Below are 25,328 nucleotides of genomic sequence, written 5' to 3' on the forward strand. Positions count from 1 at the left end.
CGTAAATTTTCCTATTTTAGTTAATGGAAAATTCTACTTATAAACTGTTTCATTTTTTGGGGGAGTTACATATGCTTATCTATCAATATTATGTTAAGTTGTGTCACATCATTAAATTCTGTGTGGAATATCTCATTATTATTCAAATCTCTCTAAATAAATTCTATCGACTAGAAAGTTGTACTCTCGCTTTCTAGGGTGATCATCTTTTTGTGAAAAATCGCATAACTCTCCAAGTTTCGTGTCTGGATGCGGGTTAAAGAGTATAAATGGAAGTGCGGCACTTACATGATAGCGCTTTTGAGCTGTATATCTAACATTCACTTCTGGTGTTACTCTAGTTGGTCTTCTAATTCTGAGCTTTGCATTTTCTGATAGACAAGCAACTCTATATTTTTCTTTTTCTACGAGGTGTTTCCACTTTTCTTGGTCTATCATCCTTGGATTTGAATATAGTGAAGAACGATTCAACATCTCCATAGCCAGCTCTTTACTCAAAACTCTGGTTGCATGTTTTTTCATCCAGGTAAACCGGACGGAATAGGGGGCTGTGGATTCGCTATGTATTTTTCGATAGGCAGCCAAAGTCATTAAGTTAGGAACTGCACTATGAACAGCTTCGAATCTAGCGTCATTATTAGAAATTTCCAGAATTGCACTTTTAAAGTTTTCTTTGGCAAGATTCACAGCATTCACCCTAGACTTGACAATTTCTTCAGGGTCATTTACTAACAGAAGACCTGGGAACCTTTGCAACAACTTTCCGCTTTCCCGGTCATTTAAATAGAGATCGCGATAAGCATCTAAACATTTAGAGAGTGCTTTTTCACCTTCTATTTTTGTAACAGTTATATTTGTTGGAGCGATTTCTTCATCTTGCTTTTTTATATCAGGCAGTTCATAAAAAGTTGCCTTTTTTATATCGGCTTTAGTCAGTTCATGGCATAGCTGATTAATATGTTCGTTAAGAATATCGAAAGTTGAACGTATATTAAATTTATTCATTGTATGATGTGTTCCTATTATCTCTTTTACATTATACCAAAAAGAATGAAATCTCGCTAAGCGATATTACTATGAGTACCTAATGGAACAAACTAACAATATCATTTGTACTAGACCTGCATTTGCCAAATTAAGTTGGATACCTTATTAGAATATCAGTTAGATATCTGATTAATTATTCATGAATATTTTAGTGATGAGGTATATGCCTATTATTTATAAAAGTATGATGTGTTCCCACAGGGGTGTATTAATTATATCAGAAATACTCTGATAGCTCATATTTATCTTCACTTATTAAGCTTTTATTCGAAGCGTCTTAGGTTTTTTGAGAAATAAAATATCAACTAGTGAATTTGAAAATGATTCTATGTTGTCTTGGTGAAATTGCTAATTAGTTTTGTGGAGCAGAGATTGTTTTACTAACATTTGTATGATGTGTTCCTTTATGTAGGCTAAATTATATCAAATTTTTTGGACTTCTCCTATCAAATTGGGTGTTGATAAATTTTGGAGGGAGTTCTTAACAGACAATAGTCACTTAAAAGCGGTGGCTAGAAACCACTTAGAATGACAACGGTACTTATCAGTTCTTTGATTAATTTTTAAATTTGGTATTGATTCTATATAAATCATCAAAAATGTATGATGTGTTCTTTAAAGTTCCTCGTGATGATACTCTTTTTTATAAATTAAAGTCAACTTGTTGATTCAGGCATTGTCTTCTTCTGCTTCAAGATTTTAGTCGTGAAAAACAATAGTAAGTATTCACTTATTTCGTTGCGACCGAGCACTTTCCCGAAGGCATGAAGGATTGGTAAATTCTAGTTAGGCCGGAAAGGGAAGATGATAGATGGTTGGTAAGTGTGTACTCACTTTGCAATAAGCATCATTTGGGATCCTTTAAAGGGATTAGATAAATTATAGAGTAGAACACTGAGTTTAATTTTGCACTTTCAAAGAGAACAACCGTACCACTTCTTTTTCTTGGCTATGAATCTTCGAGTAACATCCGCACTTTTGTTGTCGTACCTGACTAAAACACGAAGACGGTTATAGTACAAGTTTCTTTTGCTACATGCACATGTACAGTTCGAAGCTGGAACGCTAGTACTAACTTTATAATAACTAAATCAGCTACTTCAGTGATTGCTTACTATTATTCAAACTTCGCCGGAATAAATACTAATGTCAATGCAGTACTCGATTTGTAGCAAAGTTAAAAAACGAAAAACATGAGTAGATAGAAGAAACATTTCATGTGCTTTGGCTATTTCAATATCATACAGTTTTCATATCTGAGTTCATGGTTTGATTGTCGAAGAGCAAAGTAGACAGGGATCTTTTCAAACGTCTGAACAGCTTGGTTGCGAACAAGTCATGCTAGATGTGAAAATTGTTCGTGGGAAAATATTTCTGAAATTAACTGTCCCGAAACTAGTGAAATTTTTGGAAAGGAAAATAGCATTAAGCTATTCAGCGAGTAACCTTATACCTAATTATTTTAGGCAAAGTGACTATCCCTAGACTAGATACTGTAAGAAAAAAATCGTTGTGTTAGACATAAAGACAAGAGTGAGGGTCAAGAGCAAACTCGGTGGTATTTTTGTTATCAATACCACCTTTATTGACAGTAGAATACTTTACTTATTTTATCTGGTTATAGAGATAAGCACTGCGTTACTCGATTTCTCGGCGAGACTTCGTCGCCTCAATGAGATAGCTTAATCAAGAAAATTTATTTAATTTGAATAACCCAGAACATTGAAGAAAAATTTTTTCAGTATTGAGATCTAATTAGAGGAGAGGTCTGTTGGAAGTATCTATACGCGTTATTACTTCCAAAAACTATATAGCATATGTTATTAGTACTCATAACTATCACTATATGACCCATTTTTTTCTGCTTCGTTCTTACTCATAAAATATGAAGGACTATTAGCCTAAACTTAAATAAACCATCAATTTAACATAATATTACAGCTGCAGTCAGTGTGTCGTCTTTGTATATAAATGCCCTGTAGGACGATTTACTGAAGAGGTAGGGCGGGATTCCGCTTGCTCACAAATTCTGGAATTTACTTCCATCCGTCAGCGCTACTAATCAAGGCACTCAAAGTGAAAAACAAGACATCGACAAGATTATGTTTGATATTGGTATAGGTTCCAGAGCCTTCAATTCACTCTAAAATGAGTGTAAAGATCAGGTTATAACAGTCTGATATTCGTCAACTTTAAGTCCGCTTCTGTGCTCGCTGGAGAGATGTATTAAAAACCATCAGATTTTAATGAGGGTTGTATGTTGATTAATTTTTTAAACAGTTTTAGCAAATGCCTCAAAGTAATAAACAGCATATAGTATGATGTGTTCTTTAGAGAAAACAAACGAAAGTTTTTCCTTGATGAATAAGAGGGCTTGGGGTACTGTTCAATGGTGGTAACACATATTGGAATGAGGAAAATACAATGGCTAATTGGAGCCCAAATAGCTGGAGAGATAAACCTATCTTGCAGCAACCTGAATACCCAAATTCAGAAAAGTTAAAGTCAGTTGAAAAAGAACTAAATTCAGCACCACCGCTCGTTTTTGCAGAAGAGACGCGAAGCTTGTATAAGAGCCTAGCAGATGTTTGCGAAGGTAAAGCTTTTATATTGCAAGGTGGTGATTGCGCAGAATCGTTTTCAGATTTTAGTGCCGCTAATATTCGTGATACGTTCAAGACACTTTTGCAAATGGCGGTCGTATTAACATATGGCGGTAAATGCCCGGTAGTTAAAATTGCTCGAATGGCAGGGCAGTATGCTAAGCCCCGCTCTTCAGATTTCGAGACTATTGATGGTGTTTCGTTACCTTCATATCGTGGTGATATCGTTAATAGCTTTGAGTTTACTGAAGAAGCACGTATCCCAGACCCTGATAGATTGATGAAGGCGTATCACCAATCAGCGGCAACACTTAACCTACTTCGCGCGTTCGCTCAGGGTGGTCTTGCAGATCTGCATCAAGTAAATCGCTGGAATATGAGTTTCGTAGCTGCAAATCCACTAAAAGATAAGTTTCAACAACTCGCTGAGCGTATTCAAGAAGCACTTGAGTTTATGGAAGTATGCGGTATCGACTCAACCGTAGCGCCAAGCCTGAAAGAAACTCCACTCTATACTTCACACGAAGCGCTACTGCTAGGTTATGAAGAAGCGTTAACTAGACGAGACCACTTGTCAGGAGACTGGTACGATTGTTCTGCTCATTTTGTGTGGATTGGTGAACGTACGCGTCAATTAGATCACGCACATATCGAATTTTTCCGTGGTATTAAAAACCCAATTGGCGTAAAAGTTGGCCCAGGGATGCAAGAAGATGAGTTAATTAAACTTGTCGATGCGCTTAACCCAGATAACATTCCTGGTCGTCTAACACTTATCACACGTATGGGTGCAGATGTGCTGCCGGAAAAACTGCCTAAATTAGTTCGTAGAGTTCAAGAAGAAGGCCGCAAAGTTATTTGGACTTCGGATCCGATGCACGGAAATACTGAAAAAGCGAGCACAGGATATAAGACTCGTAGTTTTAACAATATCCTAAGAGAAATCAGTCAGTTCTTCGCAGTGCATAAAGCTGAGGGTAGCTATCCTGGTGGTGTGCACTTAGAAATGACAGGGCAGCACGTCACTGAGTGTGTTGGTGGTGCCTACGGACTATCAGACGAAGACTTATCTCAGCGTTACCGTACCCAGTGTGATCCACGTCTAAACGCAGACCAAGTTTTAGAGTTAGGCTTTTTAGTTGCTGATCTACTAAAAGACGCTCGTAAGACAGTATAGATAACAAACAAAAGGCCGCATTGCGGCCTTTTTAGTATTTATGACGCTTTAGCCCAGTTTCAGAAATAATTTTTGCTGATATTTCCTCAACGGAATAGCGTGTACTGTTCAAGTAAGGCGTTTTATTCTTTTTAAATAGCATCTCGACTTCTTTGACTTCAATCCGGCATTGTCTGATAGATGCGTACTTGGAGTTTGCCATTCTCCCTTGCCTGATTGCGGCTAGTCTTTCTGGGTCTATGGTTAAACCAAAGAGCTTACCTTTGTATTTATCCAGACATTTGGGTAGTCTTCCACTTTCTAAATCATCTTCTGTCATTGGATAATTTGCGGCTTTGATTCCATATTGCAATGCTAAATATAAGCTAGTCGGCGTTTTACCGCTGCGGCTGACGCCAACCAATATGATGTCTGCTTCGTCATAATCTTTAATATTTGCGCCGTCATCATTTGCAAGTGCATAGTTAACTGCATCTATTCTAAAATCATAAGAAGACTCGTGAATGCTATGCGTGCGGTGCATTTTTGGCACCGGCTGAACTTTTAGCTCTCTTTTTACTATTTCGCTCGCATAAGATAAAAAGTCGTAACAAACCCCTTGTGACGATAAAATAATATCGGATAATTCTGGATTAACGAATGTGAAAAATACCAATGGCTTCTGACCTGAAGTCTCAGCAACAGAGTCTATTAATTTTTTGATTTCGTTTGCTTTTTTTACTGTTTCTACAAATGGTATCGTTTGATGATTAAATTCTACAGGGAACATTGAAAGCGTTGCGTGACCAAACACTTCAGAGGTGATTGCGGTACCATCGGAAATATAAAATGCTGTTCTCATTTTGCTATTATTCATTCAGAAATTGTTGAAAATAAGCCATCGCGGTTTACGAAGACTGCCTTACCGTTGTAGAATGCCCTTGACCAAGTGGAAAGGTCAATTAATCTCTCACATTTAATACAATTTGTTTTGGAGACAGTTCCGTGCAAGACTACGTTCTCTGGTATCAAGAGTTGGGTATGCAAGATGTACCTCGAGTTGGTGGTAAAAACGCTTCTCTAGGTGAAATGATATCTAACCTTGCTAACGCTGGTGTACAAGTACCTGGTGGATTCGCAACAACTGCTGATGCGTTTAATGAATTTCTTGAGCAATCAGGCCTCAATGAAAAAATCCACTCAATCCTAGATACTCTTGATGTTGACGATGTCAACGAATTAGCCAAAGTCGGCACCCAGATTAGACAATGGGTTATCGATACACCATTCCAACCAGAATTAGATAAAGCAATCCGTGAGGCGTATAGCCAGTTACACGGTGACGCAAGCCAAGATGTCTCCTTTGCTGTTCGTTCATCAGCAACAGCAGAAGATATGCCAGACGCTTCCTTCGCTGGCCAACAAGAAACTTTCCTAAATGTTCGTGGCATTGATGCCGTAATGGTCGCTATCAAGCATGTTTTTGCTTCGCTATTCAATGACCGTGCAATTTCTTATCGCGTACACCAAGGCTATGATCACAGAGGCGTGGCGCTTTCTGCTGGTATTCAGCGTATGGTGCGTTCAGACAAAGCATCGTCTGGTGTTATGTTCTCAATCGATACCGAATCAGGCTTCGAAGACGTTGTCTTCGTTACTTCTAGCTATGGTTTAGGGGAGATGGTAGTTCAAGGCGCAGTAAACCCAGATGAATTTTATGTTCATAAGCAAACGCTTGCAAAAGCAAAACCTGCTGTTCTTAAGAGAAATATTGGCTCAAAAGCAATCCAAATGATCTACTCAAGTGACGAGTCTCACGGTAAACAAGTTGAGATTGTTGATGTAGACTCGGCACTATCTAACCAATTCTCGATTACAGACGCAGAAGTAGAAGAATTAGCAAAGCAAGCTGTTATTATCGAAAAGCACTACGGTCGTCCAATGGATATCGAATGGGCAAAAGATGGTAACGACGGTAAGCTTTACATCGTTCAAGCTCGTCCGGAAACAGTCCGTTCAAATGAAGATGCGAACGTAATGGAACGCTTTCAGCTAAAATCAAAGTCTGAAGTTATTGTTGAAGGTCGTGCAATCGGTCATAAGATTGGCTCAGGCGTAGTTAAAGTCCTGTCTTCAATTGATCAAATGGACTCGGTAAAGCAAGGCGATGTACTTGTTACTGATATGACGGATCCTGATTGGGAACCTATCATGAAGCGTGCCTCTGCTATCGTAACAAATCGTGGTGGCCGTACTTGTCACGCTGCAATCATTGCGCGTGAGCTGGGGATCCCTGCCGTGGTTGGATGTGGTAATGCAACCGATTTGATCACCAATGGTGACACGGTAACAGTATCATGTGCAGAAGGCGATACAGGTTATATCTACAAAGGTGAACTTGAATTTGATGTTATTTCTTCTCGCATCGATTCAATGCCAGCTATTCCAATGAAGATAATGATGAACGTGGGTAACCCAGATCGCGCGTTTGATTTTGCGAAGTTACCACATGCAGGTATCGGCCTTGCGCGTCTTGAATTTATCATCAACCGTATGATTGGTATTCACCCTAAAGCACTACTTCATTTTGACAAGCAAGATGCAGAGCTACAGGCTGAGATTAAAGAGCTAATCGCGGGATATGAATCACCAGTAGAGTTCTATATCAGCAAGCTAGTTGAAGGTATTTCTACGCTAGGTGCGGCATTTGCTCCAGAGCGTGTAATCGTTCGGATGTCTGACTTTAAGTCAAATGAGTATGCAAACTTGGTTGGCGGTCAGCAGTATGAGCCGGAAGAAGAAAACCCAATGATTGGTTTCCGCGGCGCATCTCGTTACATTTCTGAAGACTTTAGAGAGTGTTTTGCATTAGAGTGTGAAGCCATCAAACGTGTTCGCAACGAGATGGATTTAACCAACGTTGAAATCATGATCCCATTCGTTCGTACCCTAGAAGAAGCAGCTCAAGTTATTGAAATCCTTGAAGCTCATGGTCTAAAACGTGGCGAGAATGGTTTAAAAGTCATTATGATGTGCGAACTTCCATCTAACTGCCTGCTTGCTGAAGAGTTTTTAGAATATTTCGACGGCTTCTCGATTGGTTCGAATGATCTTACCCAGTTAACACTTGGTCTTGACCGCGATTCAGGTCTTATTGCGCATCTGTTTGATGAGCGAAATCCAGCTATCAAGAAACTGCTTTCAATGGCAATTCAAACTGCTAAAGCGAAAGGCAAATATGTAGGTATTTGTGGCCAAGGTCCATCGGATCATGAAGATTTTGCTGCTTGGTTAGTTGAAGAGGGCATTGACTCTGTCTCACTTAACCCAGATACAGTACTTGAAACTTGGCTTTATCTAGCTGAAAAGTTTACTAAATAATTTAATGGCCCCAATGCAACACATTGGGGCCATTTCATTTCTGAAATGTCCTATCTAACTTTTCGCAGCCAAGCTTAAACAAACGCTGCACATTTTTTAAGTGCTTCTTTGCGCCTTCATGATTCATCGAGAAACACACCAGGGCCGCCAGCAAAAAGATAACCGATGGACCGGGCACAACAAAGAAGATCAATGCTAGAATACAAAATATAATACCAACAAGGTCGTAAATAATTTTCATGTTATTTCCTCCTATACAATAAGAGTATATGGTGTGTGGTGAAATAAACTATTTCCAATTGTAACAAACCATAAAATTCTCAAGTTGATCATTAATCCTTCGTGATACAATTAATTCAAAGCAAGTAAAATATACCGTCATGATCGCAAATATTAGTCAGCAGGATTCTGCAAACGAACTTACCAACCTCTATCAAAGCAAACTAAGTGATGCAGGTTTTAGTGGGGACATTGATACGAGTTATGCAACTCGTCTTGTTACGTCAACCGACAATAGTATCTATCAGGAAATCCCTCAAGCCGTATTGTTTCCTAGAACAAATCGAGACGTACAACTTGCACTTGAAATCGCCCAACAAGATCCATTTTTGTCTCTCACCTTTGGCCCCAGAGGTGGAGGAACCGGTACTAATGGGCAATCACTTACGCCCGGTATCGTGATTGACCTATCGAGACACATGAGAGAAATTCTTGAGATCAATGAAAAAGAAGGGTGGGTTCGAGTGCAAGCGGGTGTGATCAAAGATCAGCTTAATGACTTTCTAAGACCTTACGGCTATTTCTTTTCTCCAGATCTTTCCACCAGTAACCGAGCAACAATTGGTGGTATGATTAATACTGATGCGTCGGGCCAAGGTTCACTCGTTTATGGCAAAACAAGCGATCATATTCTTGGGCTAAAAACCTTTTTAGTGGACGGTACAGAGCTAAATACCTCAAAGTTAGCAATCGATAAAGCAGAGCTACTAGCTGAGCAGAATTCAAAGATTTCTCACATTTATGCGAATGTCATTGAGATCTGTCGAAACAATCGAGCACTTATACTTGAAAAATTTCCAAGACTGAACCGCTTTTTAACCGGTTATGACCTCGAAAATGTATTCGATGGTTCACTAACTACTTTTGATTTATCTCGAATTATTACGGGTTCTGAAGGTTCGCTTGGTGTTGTAACCGAAGCAAAACTTAATTTAACGCCAATTCAGCCATATAAAACCCTAATCAATATTAAGTATGACTCATTTGAATCAGCGCTTAGAAACAGCCCATTCTTGGTTTCCGCTAATGCTACATCGGTCGAAACTGTAGACAGTAAAGTTCTAGGTCTTGCTAAAGAAGACATTATTTGGCATTCAGTATCGGACTTAATTCAAGATGTACCAGGTGTTAAGATGCAAGGTCTTAACATGGTTGAGTTTAATGGCGAATCCGAAGATGAAATTTCCTCCAAAGTCGATAGCTTATGTCAACGGTTAGATCAGCTTATTGCGAACAAAGAAGCAGGTGTTATTGGCTATCAACTTACCAATGACAAGGCAGATATCCTTAAGATCTATGCAATGCGCAAAAAATCAGTTGGCTTATTGGGTAACGCAAAAGGTAGTAAAAAACCACTTGCTTTTGCTGAAGATACAGCCGTTCCACCTGAAAACCTTGCTGATTTCATCATTGAATTTAGAGAGTTACTTGATAGTTACCAATTAGATTATGGTATGTTTGGTCATGTTGACGCCGGTGTTTTACACGTCCGCCCAGCGCTTGATATGTGCGATCCCGAACAGGAAAAACTACTACGTGTGATCTCAGATAAAGTAGTGGCGTTAACTGCAAAATACCGAGGACTAATGTGGGGTGAGCACGGAAAAGGTTATCGAAGTGAATATGGCCCCGAGTTTTTCGGTGAGCAACTATTTAATGAACTTCGTAAAATTAAAAGTTTGTTTGATAAAAACAATCGCTTAAATCCTGGAAAAATTTGTACACCACTGGATTCAAATGACCAATTAGTGTCAGTCGATGCGCAGAAAAGAGCTTGGTTTGACCGAACAATCCCAACTGAAGTAAAAGTCAACTACGAAGCACCGATCAATTGCAATGGTAATGGACTTTGCTTTAATTATGATGACAACTCACCAATGTGCCCGTCTTACAAGGTAACCAAAGACCGTAGAAACTCTCCAAAAGGACGTGCTGGGTTATTTAAAGAGTGGTTAAGACTCCAACACAATAAAGGGGTCGATTTGATTGCTGCAGAAAAGCAATTAATCAATCATGAAAATGATACTACTTGGTGGGAGCGTTTTCTCAATACGCGAAAGAAAAACGAATATGACTTTTCCCATGAAGTTAAAGCATCAATGGATGAATGTCTAGCCTGTAAAGCATGTACAACGGCATGCCCAATAAAAGTCGATGTTCCTACGTTCCGAGCTAAGTTTTTAAACTTTTACTACAGCCGTTACAATCGTCCGCTTAAAGACTACTTAGTTGCGAATATAGAGCGTGCACTACCTACCATGGCTAAGTTTCCAAATTTAGTTAACGCTTTGCAACGTAATCGCATATCCAACTTTTTCGTTGAACGGATGATCGGCTATATTGACTCGCCAGTGTTGAGTAAGGTTCAACTTAGTAAGTTAGTGCCAAGCAAACACTTCTATTCAGAGCGCAGTTTTGAAAAGTTAAGCGATAAAGATCAACAAAGCGTGATATTTGTTGTTCAAGACCCGTTTACCAGTTTCTATGAAGCAGAATTAGTATCGGACTTTGTGCAAGTTATATCAAAACTTGGGTTTTATCCACTCGTGTTACCATTTAAACCAAACGGTAAGCCTCAACACGTTAAAGGCTTTTTAAAGGAGTTTAAATCGACTGCAAAGACTGCAGCACAGTTTTTAAATAGAATCAGCGAATATAACAGGCCTTTAGTTGGGCTCGATGCTTCTTTGGTGATGTGCTATCGCGATGAATATAATGACATTCTTAAAGAGGGTAGGGGGGACTTTACGGTACAATTGGCGCATGAATGGCTTTCAACTGTCGATATCCCAACGGCTGCGACAATCAATCCATCAAAATTTACATTGATAAGTCACTGTACAGAAACCACAGCAATGCCTGAATCTAAAAGTGTTTGGCAAAGTATTTTTAATAAGTTGAACTCTAAGTTAGAAGCTGTTAATACGGGATGTTGTGGCATGGCGGGAACTTATGGCCACGAAGCGCAAAACCAAGAAAATTCAAGAGCGCTCTACGAATCCTCATGGCAGCATCATATTGATAACGCAGCTCAGGATGAAGTATTAGTGACTGGCTTCTCTTGTCGATGTCAAGTTAAACGCTTTAGTGGACAAAAACCAAAGCACCCGCTTCAAGCACTTAATAAACTACTAGATTAATATAGTAGTTAAACGAGCCCAGCTTACTGGGCTTTTTTTATAAATAGTTTTAGCCGAAGATAAATTGAGCTAATCCACACTTGGTATGATGTGTTCTCTAGAGTGTATTGCACGAATAGAATTCATTTATTCTCGAGCCACGATAATTTCATGGTTCAATAGTACTGATCCAATTAAAGACTCAAAAGCTATATTTACTATTATCTACACAATATCAGCAAACAAGTATTCAATGGCGCAGTCGCCGATAAGCTATTATTATCGTTTGACCATAATTCGAAAAGGGATCGGACGTTGTGTCTCCAGCTGCTTAAGTTTATCTATCGACTTATCAGTAAAAGTATGGCCTTTCGGTAGCAGTAAAATTCCTTGATTACTGTGAAGCGCTAAGCCCAATATCATACCTGGCTTGAGTTTTTCAGTTGTCAATATATCAACCGAACCGACTTGCTCTTGGCCTAGCTCGTTGTTACTTACAGCCTTCTCTAAAATATCAACGACTTCAGGGGAGTAGAAATTTCCCCTATAAGCTCGAATAAGATCTAGCGCTAAATCGGCTTTCTCTTTATCAGAACCGTTGGCGCTGTATAAATTGTCATAATAATCTCGAGCGACTGCAAGTATTTGTGAACCCAAAGGAATTTCTTTTCCTTTAAGACCTTTTGGGATCCCTTGGCCATTAAATTTTTCAAATTGGTGGTAAATCGTCTCGGATACGTCAGATAAGTGCTGCGCAGGCATCAACATAAGTTGTGCAATGGAAGGATGCGTATAATAAATTTTCTTTTGTGCGTCGCTTAGCTTTCTTGATGGCAATTTATAAATTTCAGGGTCCATTGCAAGTAAACCTACTTCAGCTAAATACCCAGACATCATAGCCGTTTCTGCTAATTCATTAGAAAGTTCTAGCTTCTTAGCTATGATCTTACATAATTTGGCAATGTTCTTCGCTTTTTTACCATCGATAAACGGATTTGCATTCAGAAAATTATAAAGTAACTCGACGGTAGCCCTATGTTCCTTATGTTCTTTTTGATTAGCTTGCTCTAATTGACTTAATACTTTTCGGATCTGTGTAGTGCGTTTTTGTACAAGTCCTTCAAGATTTTCATTTAACTCCGTAAGTTGCGCATTTTTTTGCACTATCTCTTCATTTAATCTCTTATTTACACTTTTTAACCTGTATTTCTCTGAACATTCTCTCACGGTATGTATGAGTATATCGTTGTCCCAAGGCTTTTGAATGTATGCATGGATCCCACTTTCATTAATGGCTTTAATTGTTGAAGCAAGATCCGAGTATCCTGTAAGTAATATCCGTTGCGTATCTGGGCAAATGCGCTTTACTTCATACAAAAATGTGGCGCCATCCATTTCAGGCATCCGCATGTCACTAATAACAACTTCAAAAGAGGAGTCTCGGATCAGCGCCAAAGCTTGCTGTGGATCACTACAGAGCTCAGCATGTATTCCATTTTGACGAAATAAGCGATTTAACGACCGTATCACATTCGTCTCATCATCGAGACAAAGCACTCGTATCGCTTCATTTGAAGTCGTTGATAGCTCGCCAAATTCCAAGGTTCAATCTCCTAAATGAATTAATTTAAACTTAGTTCAAAAAGCAAGGCTCTACAAGAAACCGTTAAAATACGCCTTAAGTCTAATATTACTCTTCAACTTTATTAATAACTTTTTAATATATGCTTAAGAAACAAGCTGGTAGCTGTATTAAGTTTAGAGAAGTAGGCTAGTAACTATCGCTTAATATTAAATAATTACAGTTTTATTTTCATGTGTCAGCGAACCAAAACTAAGCATATTAATCAATAATTTAGTGTTACATTTTGATGAAAGACACGCTTTAGTTTACGTTTACGTTAACGTTACCAGATAGAGAAAAATGTTGTTGCCATATTGAATTTATGTGTTAGGTTTATGTTGTTATTGTTAACCAAATACAATAAATGGTTGGAGAACCAGACTATGAAACAACATGTAAAGACCCTTAAATTATCACAAATGGCTTCGCTCCTCGGAGCTATTTTCTGCGCTAACTCATATGCTTACAATTGTGACGGCTTACCTGACTGGTCTCAAAATTCGGCATATAGTGGCGGTGCCCAAGTACAGAAATCGCAACAAGCTTTTGAAGCAAAGTGGTGGACTCAAGCAGATCCAGTTACCCATTCAGGACAGTGGGATGATTGGAAAAAATTGGGCGACTGTGACAGCGTTGTCACCAACACACCACCTACAGTACAGAGCTTACTACCAGCAGACGGCAGCGCTTTTAATGAAAATGACAGCGTTGCCATTTCCGTAAATGCAACAGATAGCGATGGCCAAGTAACGCAGGTAGAGTTTTTTATAGATGGGACGTCAGTTGGTGTTGATACCACAGCGACAGGTGATAATTTTTCATTTAACTGGTCAGCAACCGCTGGAACCCACGCAATTTCAGTAGTTGCGACAGATGACAAGCAAGCTGTGTCCAACACATTAATAACCAATGTTATCGTTAATACGACAGGAAATCAGTTACCTACAGCAAATCTTTCGTTAGGCGTAGGTGGTAACCTGGTTATTAATCAGCCTGTAGGCATCGTTCTTGATGGTTCAGATCCCGATGGCTCAATAGCAAAGCTAACGCTGCTTATTAACGACCAAGTCGCATTTGAAAGTGCAACAGCACCAGCTCAGCACACTTGGACACCAACGCAACTGGGCTCAGTAACATTAAAGCTTGTTGTTGAAGATAATAGCGGTGCGACAGCAGAGAGCATACTCAACGCAAATGTGGTTGAAACACCGCCAGTTGTAAACAACTGTGTTCCGCATGGTCTTTATCAGACTCCCAACACTTCGCCTAACTACTGTGATATTTACGATGAAAACGGCCGTGAAAAAATGGGCACCGATCACCCAAGACGCGTCATCGGTTACTTTACCAGTTGGAGGACAGGTAAGAATGGTCAACCGAGCTATTTAGTTGATGATATTCCATGGGATAAGATCACCCATATTAATTACGCTTTCGCGCACGTTGATGCCAATAACAAGGTTTCAATAGGCAATCCAACAGCTCCTAACAATGCGGCAACAAATATGACTTGGCCGGGTGTTGCTGGTGCAGAAATGGATCCATCTCTTCCTTATACCGGTCACTTTAACTTGCTGAACAAATTTAAGAAACAGCATCCTGATGTTAAAACCTTGATTTCAGTCGGCGGTTGGGCTGAAACTGGTGGCTACTTTGACGAAACAGGTAAGCGAGTTGCCAGCGGCGGTTTCTATACGATGACGACCAATGCAGATGGCAGCGTGAATCACGCAGGTATCGATGCGTTTGTAGCAAGTTCAATCGAATTTATCCGTAAATACAACTTTGATGGTGTCGATATCGACTATGAATATCCATCTTCTATGAATGACTCTGGCCACCCCGATGATTTTGCAATATCAAACCCGCGTCGAGCTGCATTGAATGCTTCTTATCAAGTATTAATGAAAAAACTGAGAGAAGCATTAGACCAAGCTGGCCAACAAGACAATACACACTATCTATTGACGATCGCATCACCATCTTCTGGTTACCTTCTACGTGGTATGGAGACATTTCAGGTCACCAAGTATCTAGATTACGTCAATATCATGTCTTATGACTTACACGGAGCATGGAACCAACACGTTGGTCATAACGCATCGCTATTCGACACCGGTGAAGATTCAGAGCTTAAACAATGGAATGTATATGGCACCAAAGAGTTTGAAGGAATTGGTTACCTTAATACCGATTGGGCGGTCAAATATTTCAGAGGCTCGGTCTCCGCTGGACGCATCAACATTGGTATTCCTTATTATACTCGCGGTTTTAGAGATGTAACGGGTGGTACAAATGGCCTTTGGGGGCAAGCTGCATTACCTAACCAAGCTGATTGTCCTCCGGGGACTGGCAGCGGTGAAAAGAACAAGTGTGGTAATGGTGCTGTGGGTATCGATAACTTGTGGCACGACAAGAACGATGTTGGCTTAGAAGTACCCGCAGGTTCTAATCCGCTTTGGCATGTTAAAAACCTTCAAAATGGCGTGTTAGGAAGTTACCTAAGTGATTATGGACTAGATCCAGTTAACAACCCAGAGCATCAAATTAGCGGTACCTATGCCCGCCATTATGATTCAGTAGCGGTTGCTCCTTGGCTCTGGAACGCTACCAAAAATGTTTTCTTATCCATTGAAGATGAAGAGTCAATGGCCGCCAAAGTCGACTATGTCATCAACCAAGAACTAGGCGGTATCATGTTCTGGGAGCTTGCAGGCGATTTCGATTATGATGTGAGCAAGAATGAATATTTCATGGGTTCATCGCTAACAAGCTTAGCCTACAACAAGTTTAACCAAAGTGGCACACCATACTCGGTTAAACAAGGAAATAAAACCTTCGTAAAACCAGCTTCAGCAGTTGATGTTACGTTTGTTGCCAAAGATTTTCCAGCTGGAGATGCTAACTATCCAATAGCACCAACTTTTGCCTTTACCAATAACTCAGCGATAGATTTGAGTGGCGCGAAAATTTCATTTGATGTTCCTGTTGCGACTTCGGCCATTTTCAAATCTAACTGGAATGCGCAAGAAAAACTTGGCATGGCAGTTGACGTAAATGGCTCAAATGCTGCGGGTAATAATATTGGCGGCTTCGAAAACGAATTCCATCGATTCTCAATCACGCTTGTGAACGAGTGGGGTGGAACGCCTAAGTCTTTTGCTCCTGGCGAAACCATCAATGCCCAAGTCATGTACTACATGCCGATTTCTGGTCCTGTTAACTTTGTGGTTGAGAAAGACGGTAATCGCTATGCATTTACCAGCGAATATAACGACCTACCAGTCGCAACACCTGGTACAGGGCCTACAGATCCGGTAGCTAGCTGTAAAGGTACACCTATCAGTCAAATTGTGGTTTACCCGAACTTGCCACAGGGCACACATGCAGCTCAAGGTGATTTAATTGTTGAAGGAAACGCGGTGTATGAAGCGAAATGGTGGAGCAATAAGCAACCATCAGTCAGCAGCGACTATACCAAGGTTTGCAACTTGTAGATAATAAATGGGGAGCTTTGCTCCCCTTTATAAAAGGCGAATAAGCATGAATAGTTTACACCGTAAATATGCGCTTGGTCTTTTGGGCGCAACCTCAGTTTTGCTTTCAAGCGCAGTTTCAGCTCATGGTTTTATGGACTTTCCCAAAGCAAGACAAGCGATCTGCCAAGCGCAAGGAGGTTATTGGTGGCCGGATGATGGCTCAAATATCCCAAATTTAGCATGTCGAGCAGCTTTTCTAGACTCAGGCCATTTTCAGTTTGTGCAAGAGCATGAATTTTCGACCAATACCGCTGACTATAATAACCTAGAGGCAGTAAAAGCGAATATCCCCAATGGTACGCTTTGCTCAGCTGGTGACCCAAACAAAAGTGGCATGAGTGTTGTCTCACCACACTGGCAGCGTACAGTTGTAGAGCCAAACGCTCAAAATAAACTTGCCATTAGCTTTAGGGCGACAACACCTCATAATCCCAGTTTTTGGCAGTTTTTCCTGTCAAAGCCAAACTACGATGGCGATACATCTCCTCTGACTTGGAATGATTTAGAGCTTATTAATGAATTTGGCAATATTGATTTCGTTGTGGATCCAGAAGGTAAACGCTTCTATAAAATGGAAATAGATATACCGCAAGGCCGTGAGGGCGATGCAGTTTTATATACCCGTTGGCAGCGGTTTGATGTAGCAGGAGAGGGATTTTACAATTGCTCTGATATCACAATAACCTCAACAGGCACGCCACCAGAATGGGTGAGCAGCGGCTATTTCTTAAAGCAAGGGCAAGATGCTAAAGCCGGTGATAGCGTGTGGTTTAGGACGTTTGATCAATCTGGGAATGAATTAATTAGCCATAACTTGAATGTAACCTCCACTAATGCATCAACATGGCAAGCTGAGTTGGCTCTTTATCTTAATAGCAATTACGGAAATAAGGTCAACATTGGTGTTAAGCAACCGGATGGTTCAATTGCGTTTGATGCAAACGCCTTATTAGCAAACGAAGTATTTTTGCCACATGCCGCTTACACCAGCAATCTTAGCGTTGTAAAAGGGGGTGACAACACCGCTCCTACGGTGAATCCAATTTCTAACCAAAGCATCGCAGAAAATAGCCAAGCGACAGTGCATGCTCATGCGTTTGACGACCAAAATGACCCACTGACATTCATTTGGAGTATTCCTGCACCGCTTAGCTTTAGTGGCGAAGGTGACACGATTTCCATCTCAACACCTGAAGTGACGGCTGATCAAACCTTTCAGGCTGAACTTAATGTCACCGATGGCAAAGCAAGCACGACCGTAAGTTTCTCAATTACCGTTCAAGATAGCACCAATAACCAATACCCAGCTTGGAATAGTACAACTACCTATGTCGCAGGCGACAGAGTAACGCATCAACAGAAAGTGTATGAAGCCAAGTGGTGGACGCAGGGAGAAGAGCCCGGCGCATCCGATGTTTGGAAAGCAATTTAAAGAAAACCCAAATTAATTGGGTACAACATGTAACTACAATAAGGTTGAAGATATGAAACTTAATAAAATAACCAGCTATATAGGACTTGCCTTACTGAGTGGCGGGGCACTTGCAGCCCCTTCGACACCAACATTAGATTGGCAGCCACAACAGTATTCGTTCGTTGAAGTTAACGTTGATGGGCTAGGCTCTTACAAGCAACTGGTAAAAGCCAAAGATGTTGTCGATATTAGCATCAAATGGAATGCTTGGAGTGGCTCTGGCGGTGACAACTATAAAGTATATTTTGATGATCTACTCGTAAATCAAGGTACGCTTGCAGCTGGTACTAAAAGCGGAGTAGTACAATTTCCCTATACTAAATCCGGTCGCCATCAGCTTTATTTAGAACTGTGTGAAGGTACCGTATGTGCAAGAAGCGCAGGGAAAGAAATCGTCATTGCCGACACAGACGGTGCACATCTAGCGCCACTTCCTATGAATGTAGATCCTAATAACCGTAATAACGGGACAATACCAGGCCGTGTAACCGGTGCATATTTCGTTGAATGGGGCATATATGGCCGTAATTACGATGTAACTAAGATCCCAGCTCATAACCTATCACACATTTTATATGGCTTTATTCCTATTTGCGGTCCTAACGAATCACTTAAATCCATTGAAAATGGTAATAGTTGGAGAGCGCTTCAAACTGCATGTGCTGACTCTCAAGATTATGAAGTCGTCATTCACGACCCTTGGGCAGCAGTGCAAAAATCTATGCCAGGGGTGGATGCAAAGGATCCTATTCGCGGTGTTTATTCTCAATTGATGGCGCTAAAACAACGTTATCCTGACCTTAAAATCCTCCCTTCAGTGGGTGGATGGACGCTATCTGATCCATTCCATGGCTTTACAAACAAAGCAAACCGCGACACTTTCGTCGCGTCAGTAAAACAATTTCTTAAAACGTGGAAATTCTATGACGGTGTCGATATCGACTGGGAATTCCCAGGTGGTGATGGTCCAAACCCCGACTTAGGCGATCCAATTAACGACGGTCCAGCCTATGTGGCGCTAATGCAAGAGCTGCGTGCAATGCTAGATGAGTTAGAAGCTGAAACCGGCCGTCAATATGAACTCACTTCTGCAATAGGTGCAGGTTATGACAAGATTGAAGATGTAGATTACCAAGCTGCTCAGCAGTATATGGATTATATCTTTGCGATGACCTATGACTTCTATGGCGCTTGGAACAATGAAACGGGTCATCAAACCGGTATCTATTGTGGCTCTCATCTCAGCACTGATGAATGTAACGGTACAGGCGTTGACGACAATGGAGTGCCACGCAAAGGTCCTGCATATACTGGCGACCATGCAATTCAATTGTTACTTCAACAAGGTGTGCAGCCCTCTAAGCTCGTTATGGGCGTTGCAATGTACGGCCGCGGCTGGGAAGGAGTGCTAGATGCAAATGCCACAATCCCAGGTAATCCGATGACGGCGCCGGGCAATGGCCCGTTGACTGGTTCTACAAGTGAAGGCGTTTGGGAGCCTGGCATTATGGATTACAAGGCTATTGCAGCAAACGCTGTAGGCCAAGGTGGTTCAGGTGTTAATGGTTATGAAGTAGGCTACGATGAGCAAGCACAAGCAGCATATGTTTGGAACAGAAGTAACGGTAAACTCATCACTTACGATAGCCCACGCAGCGTTATCGCAAAAGGTCAGTATGCAAACACTCATCAACTGGCCGGTTTATTTGGTTGGGAAATTGACGCAGATAATGGCGACATTCTAAATGCAATGTATGATGGTCTTACAGCAGGTGAGATCCCCAATCGCGCTCCTTCTATCGGCGTTTCAGGACCTATCAATGTGACCTCAGGTCAGGTTGTAAATGTCGATGCGCAAGCAAGCGATTTAGACAATGACCCGTTAACCTATTCATGGGTTGCTGCACCTGGTTTGGCTTTATCTGCTAACAACACCGCAGCTGTCGCTGTAACTGCTCCTTCAGTCACTCAACAGACAAGCTACGACTTGACTGTAACGGTCAATGATGGCGCGTTATCAACAACCAAAACAATCGCTGTTGTTGTAAACCCAGAAGGTGCAAATGCAGCGCCGGTCGTTACACCTGTTTCAGATATTACGGTTAACGAAGGGGCTTCGGCTACTGTTAATGTAGCAGCAACCGATCCTGAAGGCGCAGCGCTTAGCTATAGCTGGAGTGCACCAGCCGAGCTAAGCGTTGTTGCAAATGGTAGCTCAGCGGCTATTACAGCTACAAATGTCACTGCAGACACAACTGTACCGGTAACTGTTACCGTATCAGACGGGGTCAACGCCGTTGATACAACGTTTAATGTCACGATTAAAGACGGTGGTGCACAATACCCTGCTTGGGATCGCTCTACAGTATATGTCGGTGGCGACCGAGTACTTCATAACGGCAATGCCTTTGAAGCAAAATGGTGGACTCAAGGCGAGGAGCCAGGAACCGCTGACGTATGGAAGGCTGTAACTAACTAATCTAACCATCCCCAATTAATGAGCTTGCCAGTCAAGCTCATTTTTTATCCACACAAACATAAAGTTACTCATTATCTGGCTTCTATCGCAAATTTCTTCTTTCTTTTTCTGACTGGTCTTTCATAATGACATAATGAACTGCATAAAAGAGTCATAAGTTCTGGCAGTGCTTATTCGTCTATCCATTTTATTATTCGTTTTAGTTTTTCCGAAAAGCTACGCTTCCGATTGCGCGGATCAGTCATCCCTAAAAATCGCTATAGGTTCTAGCTGGCCGCCTTTTGTTATGTATGGCACTCGTCCTTATGGCATAGACGTAGATATCACTAGAGCGGTTTTTGAGCGCGCTGGTTTTTGTATTGAGTTCATTCAACTTCCTTCATCGGCACGTGGGATTACAGAACTTGAAAAAGGTTTAGTTGATGTCCTGCCATCCGCAAGTTTTAGTGTTGATAGAGCAAAAATCGCTTATTTCTCTTCGCCATATCGGCGTGAAAAAATGCGCTTGTTTGCAAACAAGGAAATAGATCTCGACAGCAACCTGATCGAGTTGTTTTCTGCAGGTTATACATTCGCGACTAACCCTGGGGCCTACTACGGTGAGGAAGTGAAACAAATAAAAAAAATCGATTGGTACGACAAGCGGCTGTTTGAAATCGCAAGCTTAGATAGACGAATAGAAATGGTGGCCAAAAACCGCGTCGATTTTCTGATTGAAGATGAAGACGCAGGCTACTACTATATCAACAAGCTAGGCTATCACAGCATTCAGCTACACCCTTATGTAGTTAACGATAACGCTATACATTTTATGCTTGGACATCATGCATTTAAGCGTAGCGACATTGAACGTGTCAATGAAGCAATCGCCAGTTTAAATGGCACAATTGCGAATATCTCAGAAAAATATAGAAAAGATTCAGGATGACTCAACAACAGCAACTCTTTCAAACACTACAAAGCACATTTGGACATACGACACTTCGCCCTGGGCAATCGGAAGTCATAGAATCTATACTTCAAGGCCAAAGTGCAATCGCTATTTTTGCAACTGGTGCAGGCAAGTCGTTGTGTTATCAGTTACCAGCAATCATGAAGCAAGGGATGTGCCTAGTCGTTTCACCACTATTGGCACTGATGCATGAGCAACGAGATTACCTACAAAGTAAAGGAGTTGCAACTGCTTGTCTTGATAGTACTCAAAGCAAAGAGGAAACGTTGCGCATAGAAAATGCGGTGCGAGATAATGCCCTTAAAGTTCTCTTTATATCAGTCGAGCGGCTAAATAGCCAAAAAGCACGTACCTTGTTATCACAAAGCAATATCTCTTTTCTTGTCATTGATGAGGCGCATTGTATTTCTGAGTGGGGACATAATTTCAGGCCTGATTACCTAAAAGTGGCCAAATATCGACATGAACTTGGTATCAACCAAGTGCTATTACTCACCGCGACAGCAACAAATAAAGTTGCACGCGATATGGCGGGTAAATTCGATGTATCCGATCAAAATATCATTAGAACGGGCTTTTACCGGAAGAATCTCTTCTTAAGTGCGGCGCATGTTAGCGAATCTCAAAAAGACGAATATTTACTCGCCTTTTTAAAAAAGGCAAAAGGCGCTGGTATCGTTTATCTCACGCAGCAAAAGCAAGCAGAAGAAGTAGCAAAAATGATAACGGCTTGTGGCTTTCCTGCAGAAGCTTTTCATGCATCATTGCAGAGCGAGAAAAAGGCCCAAATTCAAGCTGACTTTCTAGGGAAAGCTAATCTTATCGTTGTAGCTACCATTGCATTTGGTATGGGTGTAGACAAACCGGATGTTCGCTGGGTACTACATTATGATATGCCAAAATCTATTGAGGGATATAGCCAAGAAGTGGGTAGGGCAGGCAGAGATGGCGAGAATGCACATTGCGTTGCTTTAATTAATAATGAAAAAATTGCCACATTAGAGAACTTCGTTTACGCCAGTGCATTAGAGAGAGAGTCATTAACGCTGCTTTTTAATGAACTTTTCGGTGATCCAGCTACAGATTATCACCTCAATGAATACGATCTCGCCTATAAAACCAATATTAATCAATTGGTACTAAAAACACTTATTGTCCAGCTCGAACTGCAAGGTTACTTACAAGTAAACTACAGCTATTTTGCGGAGCTAAGCATCGCGTTCACCCAAGACAAAGATAAAATATTAGCCAAGTACTCGCCTGAGCGGCAACTGTTTTTGACTCAGCTATTCTCGTGTTTTGAATTCAAAAAGAAATGGGGATTACTTTCACATCAAGCATTAAGCGAGCAAAACATCCCACAGGCTAAAGCCCAAGAAGTCGTTGAGTATTTGCAAAACCAACAACTGATTGACGTAAAAGTCGCTAAATATACGTCGGTTTATTCAAAGCCTATCCAACAAGTTAACATTAATGAACTGGTTGAGTCTTTCTACCAACAATCACAAATTAAAGAACAAGGCGAACTTGCACGGCTAAGGCATTTACTCAAATTTTTCCAACTGACTTCATGCTATCACAAAGCACTCGCCAGCTACTTCGGCGATATGCACGCACCAGAGCAATGTGGCCATTGCGGAGTCTGCAGCGGTAAGCGACTGATCGTAAACGCACAAGAGAGCCACAAACTAGATATTGAAACAACACGAAATACTTTAAGAGACGCTTCGCAGTTTGCATCGCAACGCGGCGTAAATTTTTCTACTCACCTCAAAACGTTGTTTTTGCTAGGCTTAAATTGCCCCTATTTTACTAAATATAAATTCAGACAACTTGAAGGATTTGGCAGCTTGTCCGGTGTAAAGTATGAACAGGTAAAAGCAGTGATCATGGAGCGCGCATTATAAATGAAAACAGATATTATTAAACTCGCCACGATCGCGGAAAAAAAGACCAAATATATACTCGGACTAATGAGTGGTACCTCATTGGATGGATTAGATATTGCGTTATGTAAAATTGAAGGTGCAGGGAAAAGTACACAGCTAACGGTCGAACAATTTACCACGATAGAATACAACCCTTCGCAAAAGCAGCTTCTCAGTGATCACGCGTCTAAATCTCAGGTAAATCTTAAAACGCTATGTCAATTAAATGCGTGGCTAGGCGAGTTGTACGCAAGTCTAATCAATAATGCTTTGAAAGAATGGCAAGTCGCAGCCGACACTGTTGATTTAATAGCGAGTCATGGACAAACACTTTACCATTGTCCAAAACAATCCTTTGCAGACGTTGAAAAATTAAATAGCACATTGCAGATCGTTGACGCCGATCTTATTGCGGCAAAAACGAACATCATCACCATCGCAGACTTTAGACAAAAGCATATAGCCAAAGGATATGAAGGAGCCCCTCTCGTGCAATATGGTGACTATCTATTATATTCGAGCACAAGTATCGATAGGGTTTTGCTCAATATTGGCGGTATTTCAAACCTTACTTATTTACCAAAAAACTGTACACTTACGCAGAGTATGAGTAGTGACATCGGTCCAGGAAACACATTAGTAGACCAATATTGCCGCCAGGTATTGGGACTGCCATTCGATGAAAATGGTGAAATTGCGTCAAGTGGCAAAATTCAATTGCCATTTCTCGAAGCTTTACTGTCGCACCAATTCTTTGATACGCCACTTCCAAAATCAACTGGACAAGAGTTATTTAATCAAACCTTTGTGCATCATGCATTGGATGGAAAAGATTATAATCATGAAGATATCATCACGACACTGACTGAATTCACAGCTATCACTGTCGCAAATGCGGTGAATGAGCTTGGTACAACTGAATTAGAGCTATATATTAGCGGAGGTGGTATTCATAATGTATTTTTAATGGAGCGAATTGAAAGCCATTTGAGTAACCATGTTTTACTCAAGGACTTCTTACAACTGGGGGTAAACCCCGACGCCAAAGAAGCCGCTTTGTTTGCTCTACTTGCGAATGAAACCGTTTCAGGTGATAGTAATGCACTGCCTTTTTCTATGGGTAAGATTTCATTACCAGCATAGTCGCTAAAAAACGGATAATACTGCGCTCACTGCCGAGTTAAAAATACGTTTGAAGCCAGTAGTCTGAGTTTTGATAAGCTCAGATACTGGCTCGCTTACGGTAATTCTCTCATTCAAAATGATATCAAACTCAGCTGCATTCTTTAAATAATCGTGGAGTCCAACTAGATTCAATTGCATAAAGTAAGGACCTGCATCAAGCGATTGCTTTACTTTAATTTCGGCAATCTTAGTGAGATAAGACTCCGGATCAACCACCAAAGAGACCTCGCACTTCGCATTTCGCTCGCCGTGCTTTGTTAGTACAACGTTAACTCGGTCATCAATTCGCGCGTCCATTGGCAACTCTATCACCAAAGAAAGTCCTTGCTCACCTGGTTGCAGACTAAGTTTCTCATAGGGTTGAACAGCACGGTACTGTCCCCTCATAGAACTTGTGATCTGTGCTGCATTAAAACTAAAAATACCAGGTTTGCTACTCATTACTTTCTTTCGTTATTTACAAGACAATGTTAATTATCTCAAAGCTAGATTACAAAATTATGACTTATCAACCAAAGGCTAAAAAAGTCAAAACTCGGCAATACCGAGCTTTAAATGCATT

General features: G+C 40.9%; 14 protein-coding genes. 9 read left to right on the forward strand and 5 right to left on the reverse strand.

Features of this window, described 5'->3' with window-relative positions; genetic code table 11:
- Nucleotides 1-138: 138 nt before the first annotated feature.
- Complete coding sequence (locus CKO50_RS00015) at nt 139-1,005, reverse strand: DNA replication terminus site-binding protein (protein ID WP_095726503.1); 867 nt, start codon at nt 1,003-1,005, stop codon at nt 139-141.
- Between the two features lie 2,466 nt (nt 1,006-3,471).
- On the opposite strand from CKO50_RS00015, the gene CKO50_RS00020 reads away from it, so the two are divergent.
- Nucleotides 3,472-4,827, forward strand: a complete 1,356-nt coding sequence (locus tag CKO50_RS00020) for a class II 3-deoxy-7-phosphoheptulonate synthase (RefSeq protein WP_095726504.1) — start codon at nt 3,472-3,474, stop codon at nt 4,825-4,827.
- Between the two features lie 31 nt (nt 4,828-4,858).
- Here the strand turns inward: CKO50_RS00020 and CKO50_RS00025 are convergent, their stop codons facing one another.
- Nucleotides 4,859-5,668 carry a pyruvate, water dikinase regulatory protein gene (locus tag CKO50_RS00025; protein WP_095726592.1) on the reverse strand — a complete coding sequence of 270 codons (810 nt, stop codon included), beginning with the start codon at nt 5,666-5,668 and terminating at the stop codon, nt 4,859-4,861.
- Between the two features lie 143 nt (nt 5,669-5,811).
- Between CKO50_RS00025 and ppsA the strand changes: the two genes are divergently transcribed.
- Entirely contained in the window at nt 5,812-8,187 is a 2,376-nt protein-coding gene (gene ppsA, locus CKO50_RS00030; protein ID WP_045990095.1) for a phosphoenolpyruvate synthase, read from the forward strand.
- 34 nt (nt 8,188-8,221) lie between these two features.
- On the opposite strand, the gene CKO50_RS00035 is transcribed toward ppsA, so the two are convergent.
- Nucleotides 8,222-8,428 (reverse strand): PGPGW domain-containing protein, encoded by a 207-nt coding sequence (locus CKO50_RS00035; RefSeq protein WP_095726505.1) that lies wholly within the window; start codon nt 8,426-8,428, stop codon nt 8,222-8,224.
- A 139-nt stretch (nt 8,429-8,567) separates the two neighbouring features.
- On the opposite strand from CKO50_RS00035, the gene CKO50_RS00040 reads away from it, so the two are divergent.
- Nucleotides 8,568-11,606: an FAD-binding and (Fe-S)-binding domain-containing protein gene (locus tag CKO50_RS00040; protein WP_095726506.1), complete on the forward strand. Its 3,039-nt coding sequence runs from the start codon at nt 8,568-8,570 to the stop codon at nt 11,604-11,606.
- Nucleotides 11,607-11,864: 258 nt separating this feature from the next.
- On the opposite strand, the gene CKO50_RS00045 is transcribed toward CKO50_RS00040, so the two are convergent.
- Nucleotides 11,865-13,187 carry an HD domain-containing phosphohydrolase gene (locus tag CKO50_RS00045; protein WP_095726507.1) on the reverse strand — a complete coding sequence of 441 codons (1,323 nt, stop codon included), beginning with the start codon at nt 13,185-13,187 and terminating at the stop codon, nt 11,865-11,867.
- Between the two features lie 405 nt (nt 13,188-13,592).
- Between CKO50_RS00045 and CKO50_RS00050 the strand changes: the two genes are divergently transcribed.
- From CKO50_RS00050 to CKO50_RS00075, 6 genes are all read left to right on the forward strand, one after another.
- Complete coding sequence (locus CKO50_RS00050) at nt 13,593-16,706, forward strand: glycosyl hydrolase family 18 protein (RefSeq protein WP_095726508.1); 3,114 nt, start codon at nt 13,593-13,595, stop codon at nt 16,704-16,706.
- Between the two features lie 46 nt (nt 16,707-16,752).
- Nucleotides 16,753-18,180 carry a lytic polysaccharide monooxygenase gene (locus CKO50_RS00055; protein WP_095726509.1) on the forward strand — a complete coding sequence of 476 codons (1,428 nt, stop codon included), beginning with the start codon at nt 16,753-16,755 and terminating at the stop codon, nt 18,178-18,180.
- A gap of 52 nt (nt 18,181-18,232) precedes the next feature.
- Nucleotides 18,233-20,701 (forward strand): glycosyl hydrolase family 18 protein, encoded by a 2,469-nt coding sequence (locus tag CKO50_RS00060; RefSeq protein ID WP_095726510.1) that lies wholly within the window; start codon nt 18,233-18,235, stop codon nt 20,699-20,701.
- Nucleotides 20,702-20,867: 166 nt separating this feature from the next.
- Complete coding sequence (locus tag CKO50_RS00065; protein ID WP_095726511.1) at nt 20,868-21,629, forward strand: ABC transporter substrate-binding protein; 762 nt, start codon at nt 20,868-20,870, stop codon at nt 21,627-21,629.
- Nucleotides 21,626-23,560 (forward strand): ATP-dependent DNA helicase RecQ, encoded by a 1,935-nt coding sequence (locus CKO50_RS00070; protein WP_095726512.1) that lies wholly within the window; start codon nt 21,626-21,628, stop codon nt 23,558-23,560. The genes CKO50_RS00065 and CKO50_RS00070 overlap by 4 nt, the downstream gene beginning before the upstream one ends.
- Nucleotides 23,561-24,724, forward strand: a complete 1,164-nt coding sequence (locus tag CKO50_RS00075) for an anhydro-N-acetylmuramic acid kinase (RefSeq protein WP_095726513.1) — start codon at nt 23,561-23,563, stop codon at nt 24,722-24,724.
- Nucleotides 24,725-24,727: 3 nt separating this feature from the next.
- Here CKO50_RS00075 and CKO50_RS00080 read toward each other — a convergent pair whose 3' ends face one another.
- Nucleotides 24,728-25,207: a hypothetical protein gene (locus CKO50_RS00080; protein ID WP_095726514.1), complete on the reverse strand. Its 480-nt coding sequence runs from the start codon at nt 25,205-25,207 to the stop codon at nt 24,728-24,730.
- Nucleotides 25,208-25,328 lie beyond the last annotated feature (121 nt).

This window comes from Pseudoalteromonas sp. HM-SA03 (genome assembly GCF_002289345.1).
Taxonomy (GTDB): Bacteria; Pseudomonadota; Gammaproteobacteria; order Enterobacterales; family Alteromonadaceae; genus Pseudoalteromonas.

What these genes read in the sequence shown, in the direction of transcription:
- CKO50_RS00015 (WP_095726503.1), bottom strand. Translation starts at nt 1,005, where the DNA reads ATGAATAAATTTAATATACGTTCAACTTTCGATATTCTTAACGAACAT.
- CKO50_RS00020 (WP_095726504.1), top strand. Translation starts at nt 3,472, where the DNA reads ATGGCTAATTGGAGCCCAAATAGCTGGAGAGATAAACCTATCTTGCAG.
- CKO50_RS00025 (WP_095726592.1), bottom strand. Translation starts at nt 5,668, where the DNA reads ATGAGAACAGCATTTTATATTTCCGATGGTACCGCAATCACCTCTGAA.
- CKO50_RS00035 (WP_095726505.1), bottom strand. Translation starts at nt 8,428, where the DNA reads ATGAAAATTATTTACGACCTTGTTGGTATTATATTTTGTATTCTAGCA.
- CKO50_RS00040 (WP_095726506.1), top strand. Translation starts at nt 8,568, where the DNA reads ATGATCGCAAATATTAGTCAGCAGGATTCTGCAAACGAACTTACCAAC.
- CKO50_RS00050 (WP_095726508.1), top strand. Translation starts at nt 13,593, where the DNA reads ATGAAACAACATGTAAAGACCCTTAAATTATCACAAATGGCTTCGCTC.
- CKO50_RS00055 (WP_095726509.1), top strand. Translation starts at nt 16,753, where the DNA reads ATGAATAGTTTACACCGTAAATATGCGCTTGGTCTTTTGGGCGCAACC.
- CKO50_RS00060 (WP_095726510.1), top strand. Translation starts at nt 18,233, where the DNA reads ATGAAACTTAATAAAATAACCAGCTATATAGGACTTGCCTTACTGAGT.
- CKO50_RS00070 (WP_095726512.1), top strand. Translation starts at nt 21,626, where the DNA reads ATGACTCAACAACAGCAACTCTTTCAAACACTACAAAGCACATTTGGA.
- CKO50_RS00075 (WP_095726513.1), top strand. Translation starts at nt 23,561, where the DNA reads ATGAAAACAGATATTATTAAACTCGCCACGATCGCGGAAAAAAAGACC.
- CKO50_RS00080 (WP_095726514.1), bottom strand. Translation starts at nt 25,207, where the DNA reads ATGAGTAGCAAACCTGGTATTTTTAGTTTTAATGCAGCACAGATCACA.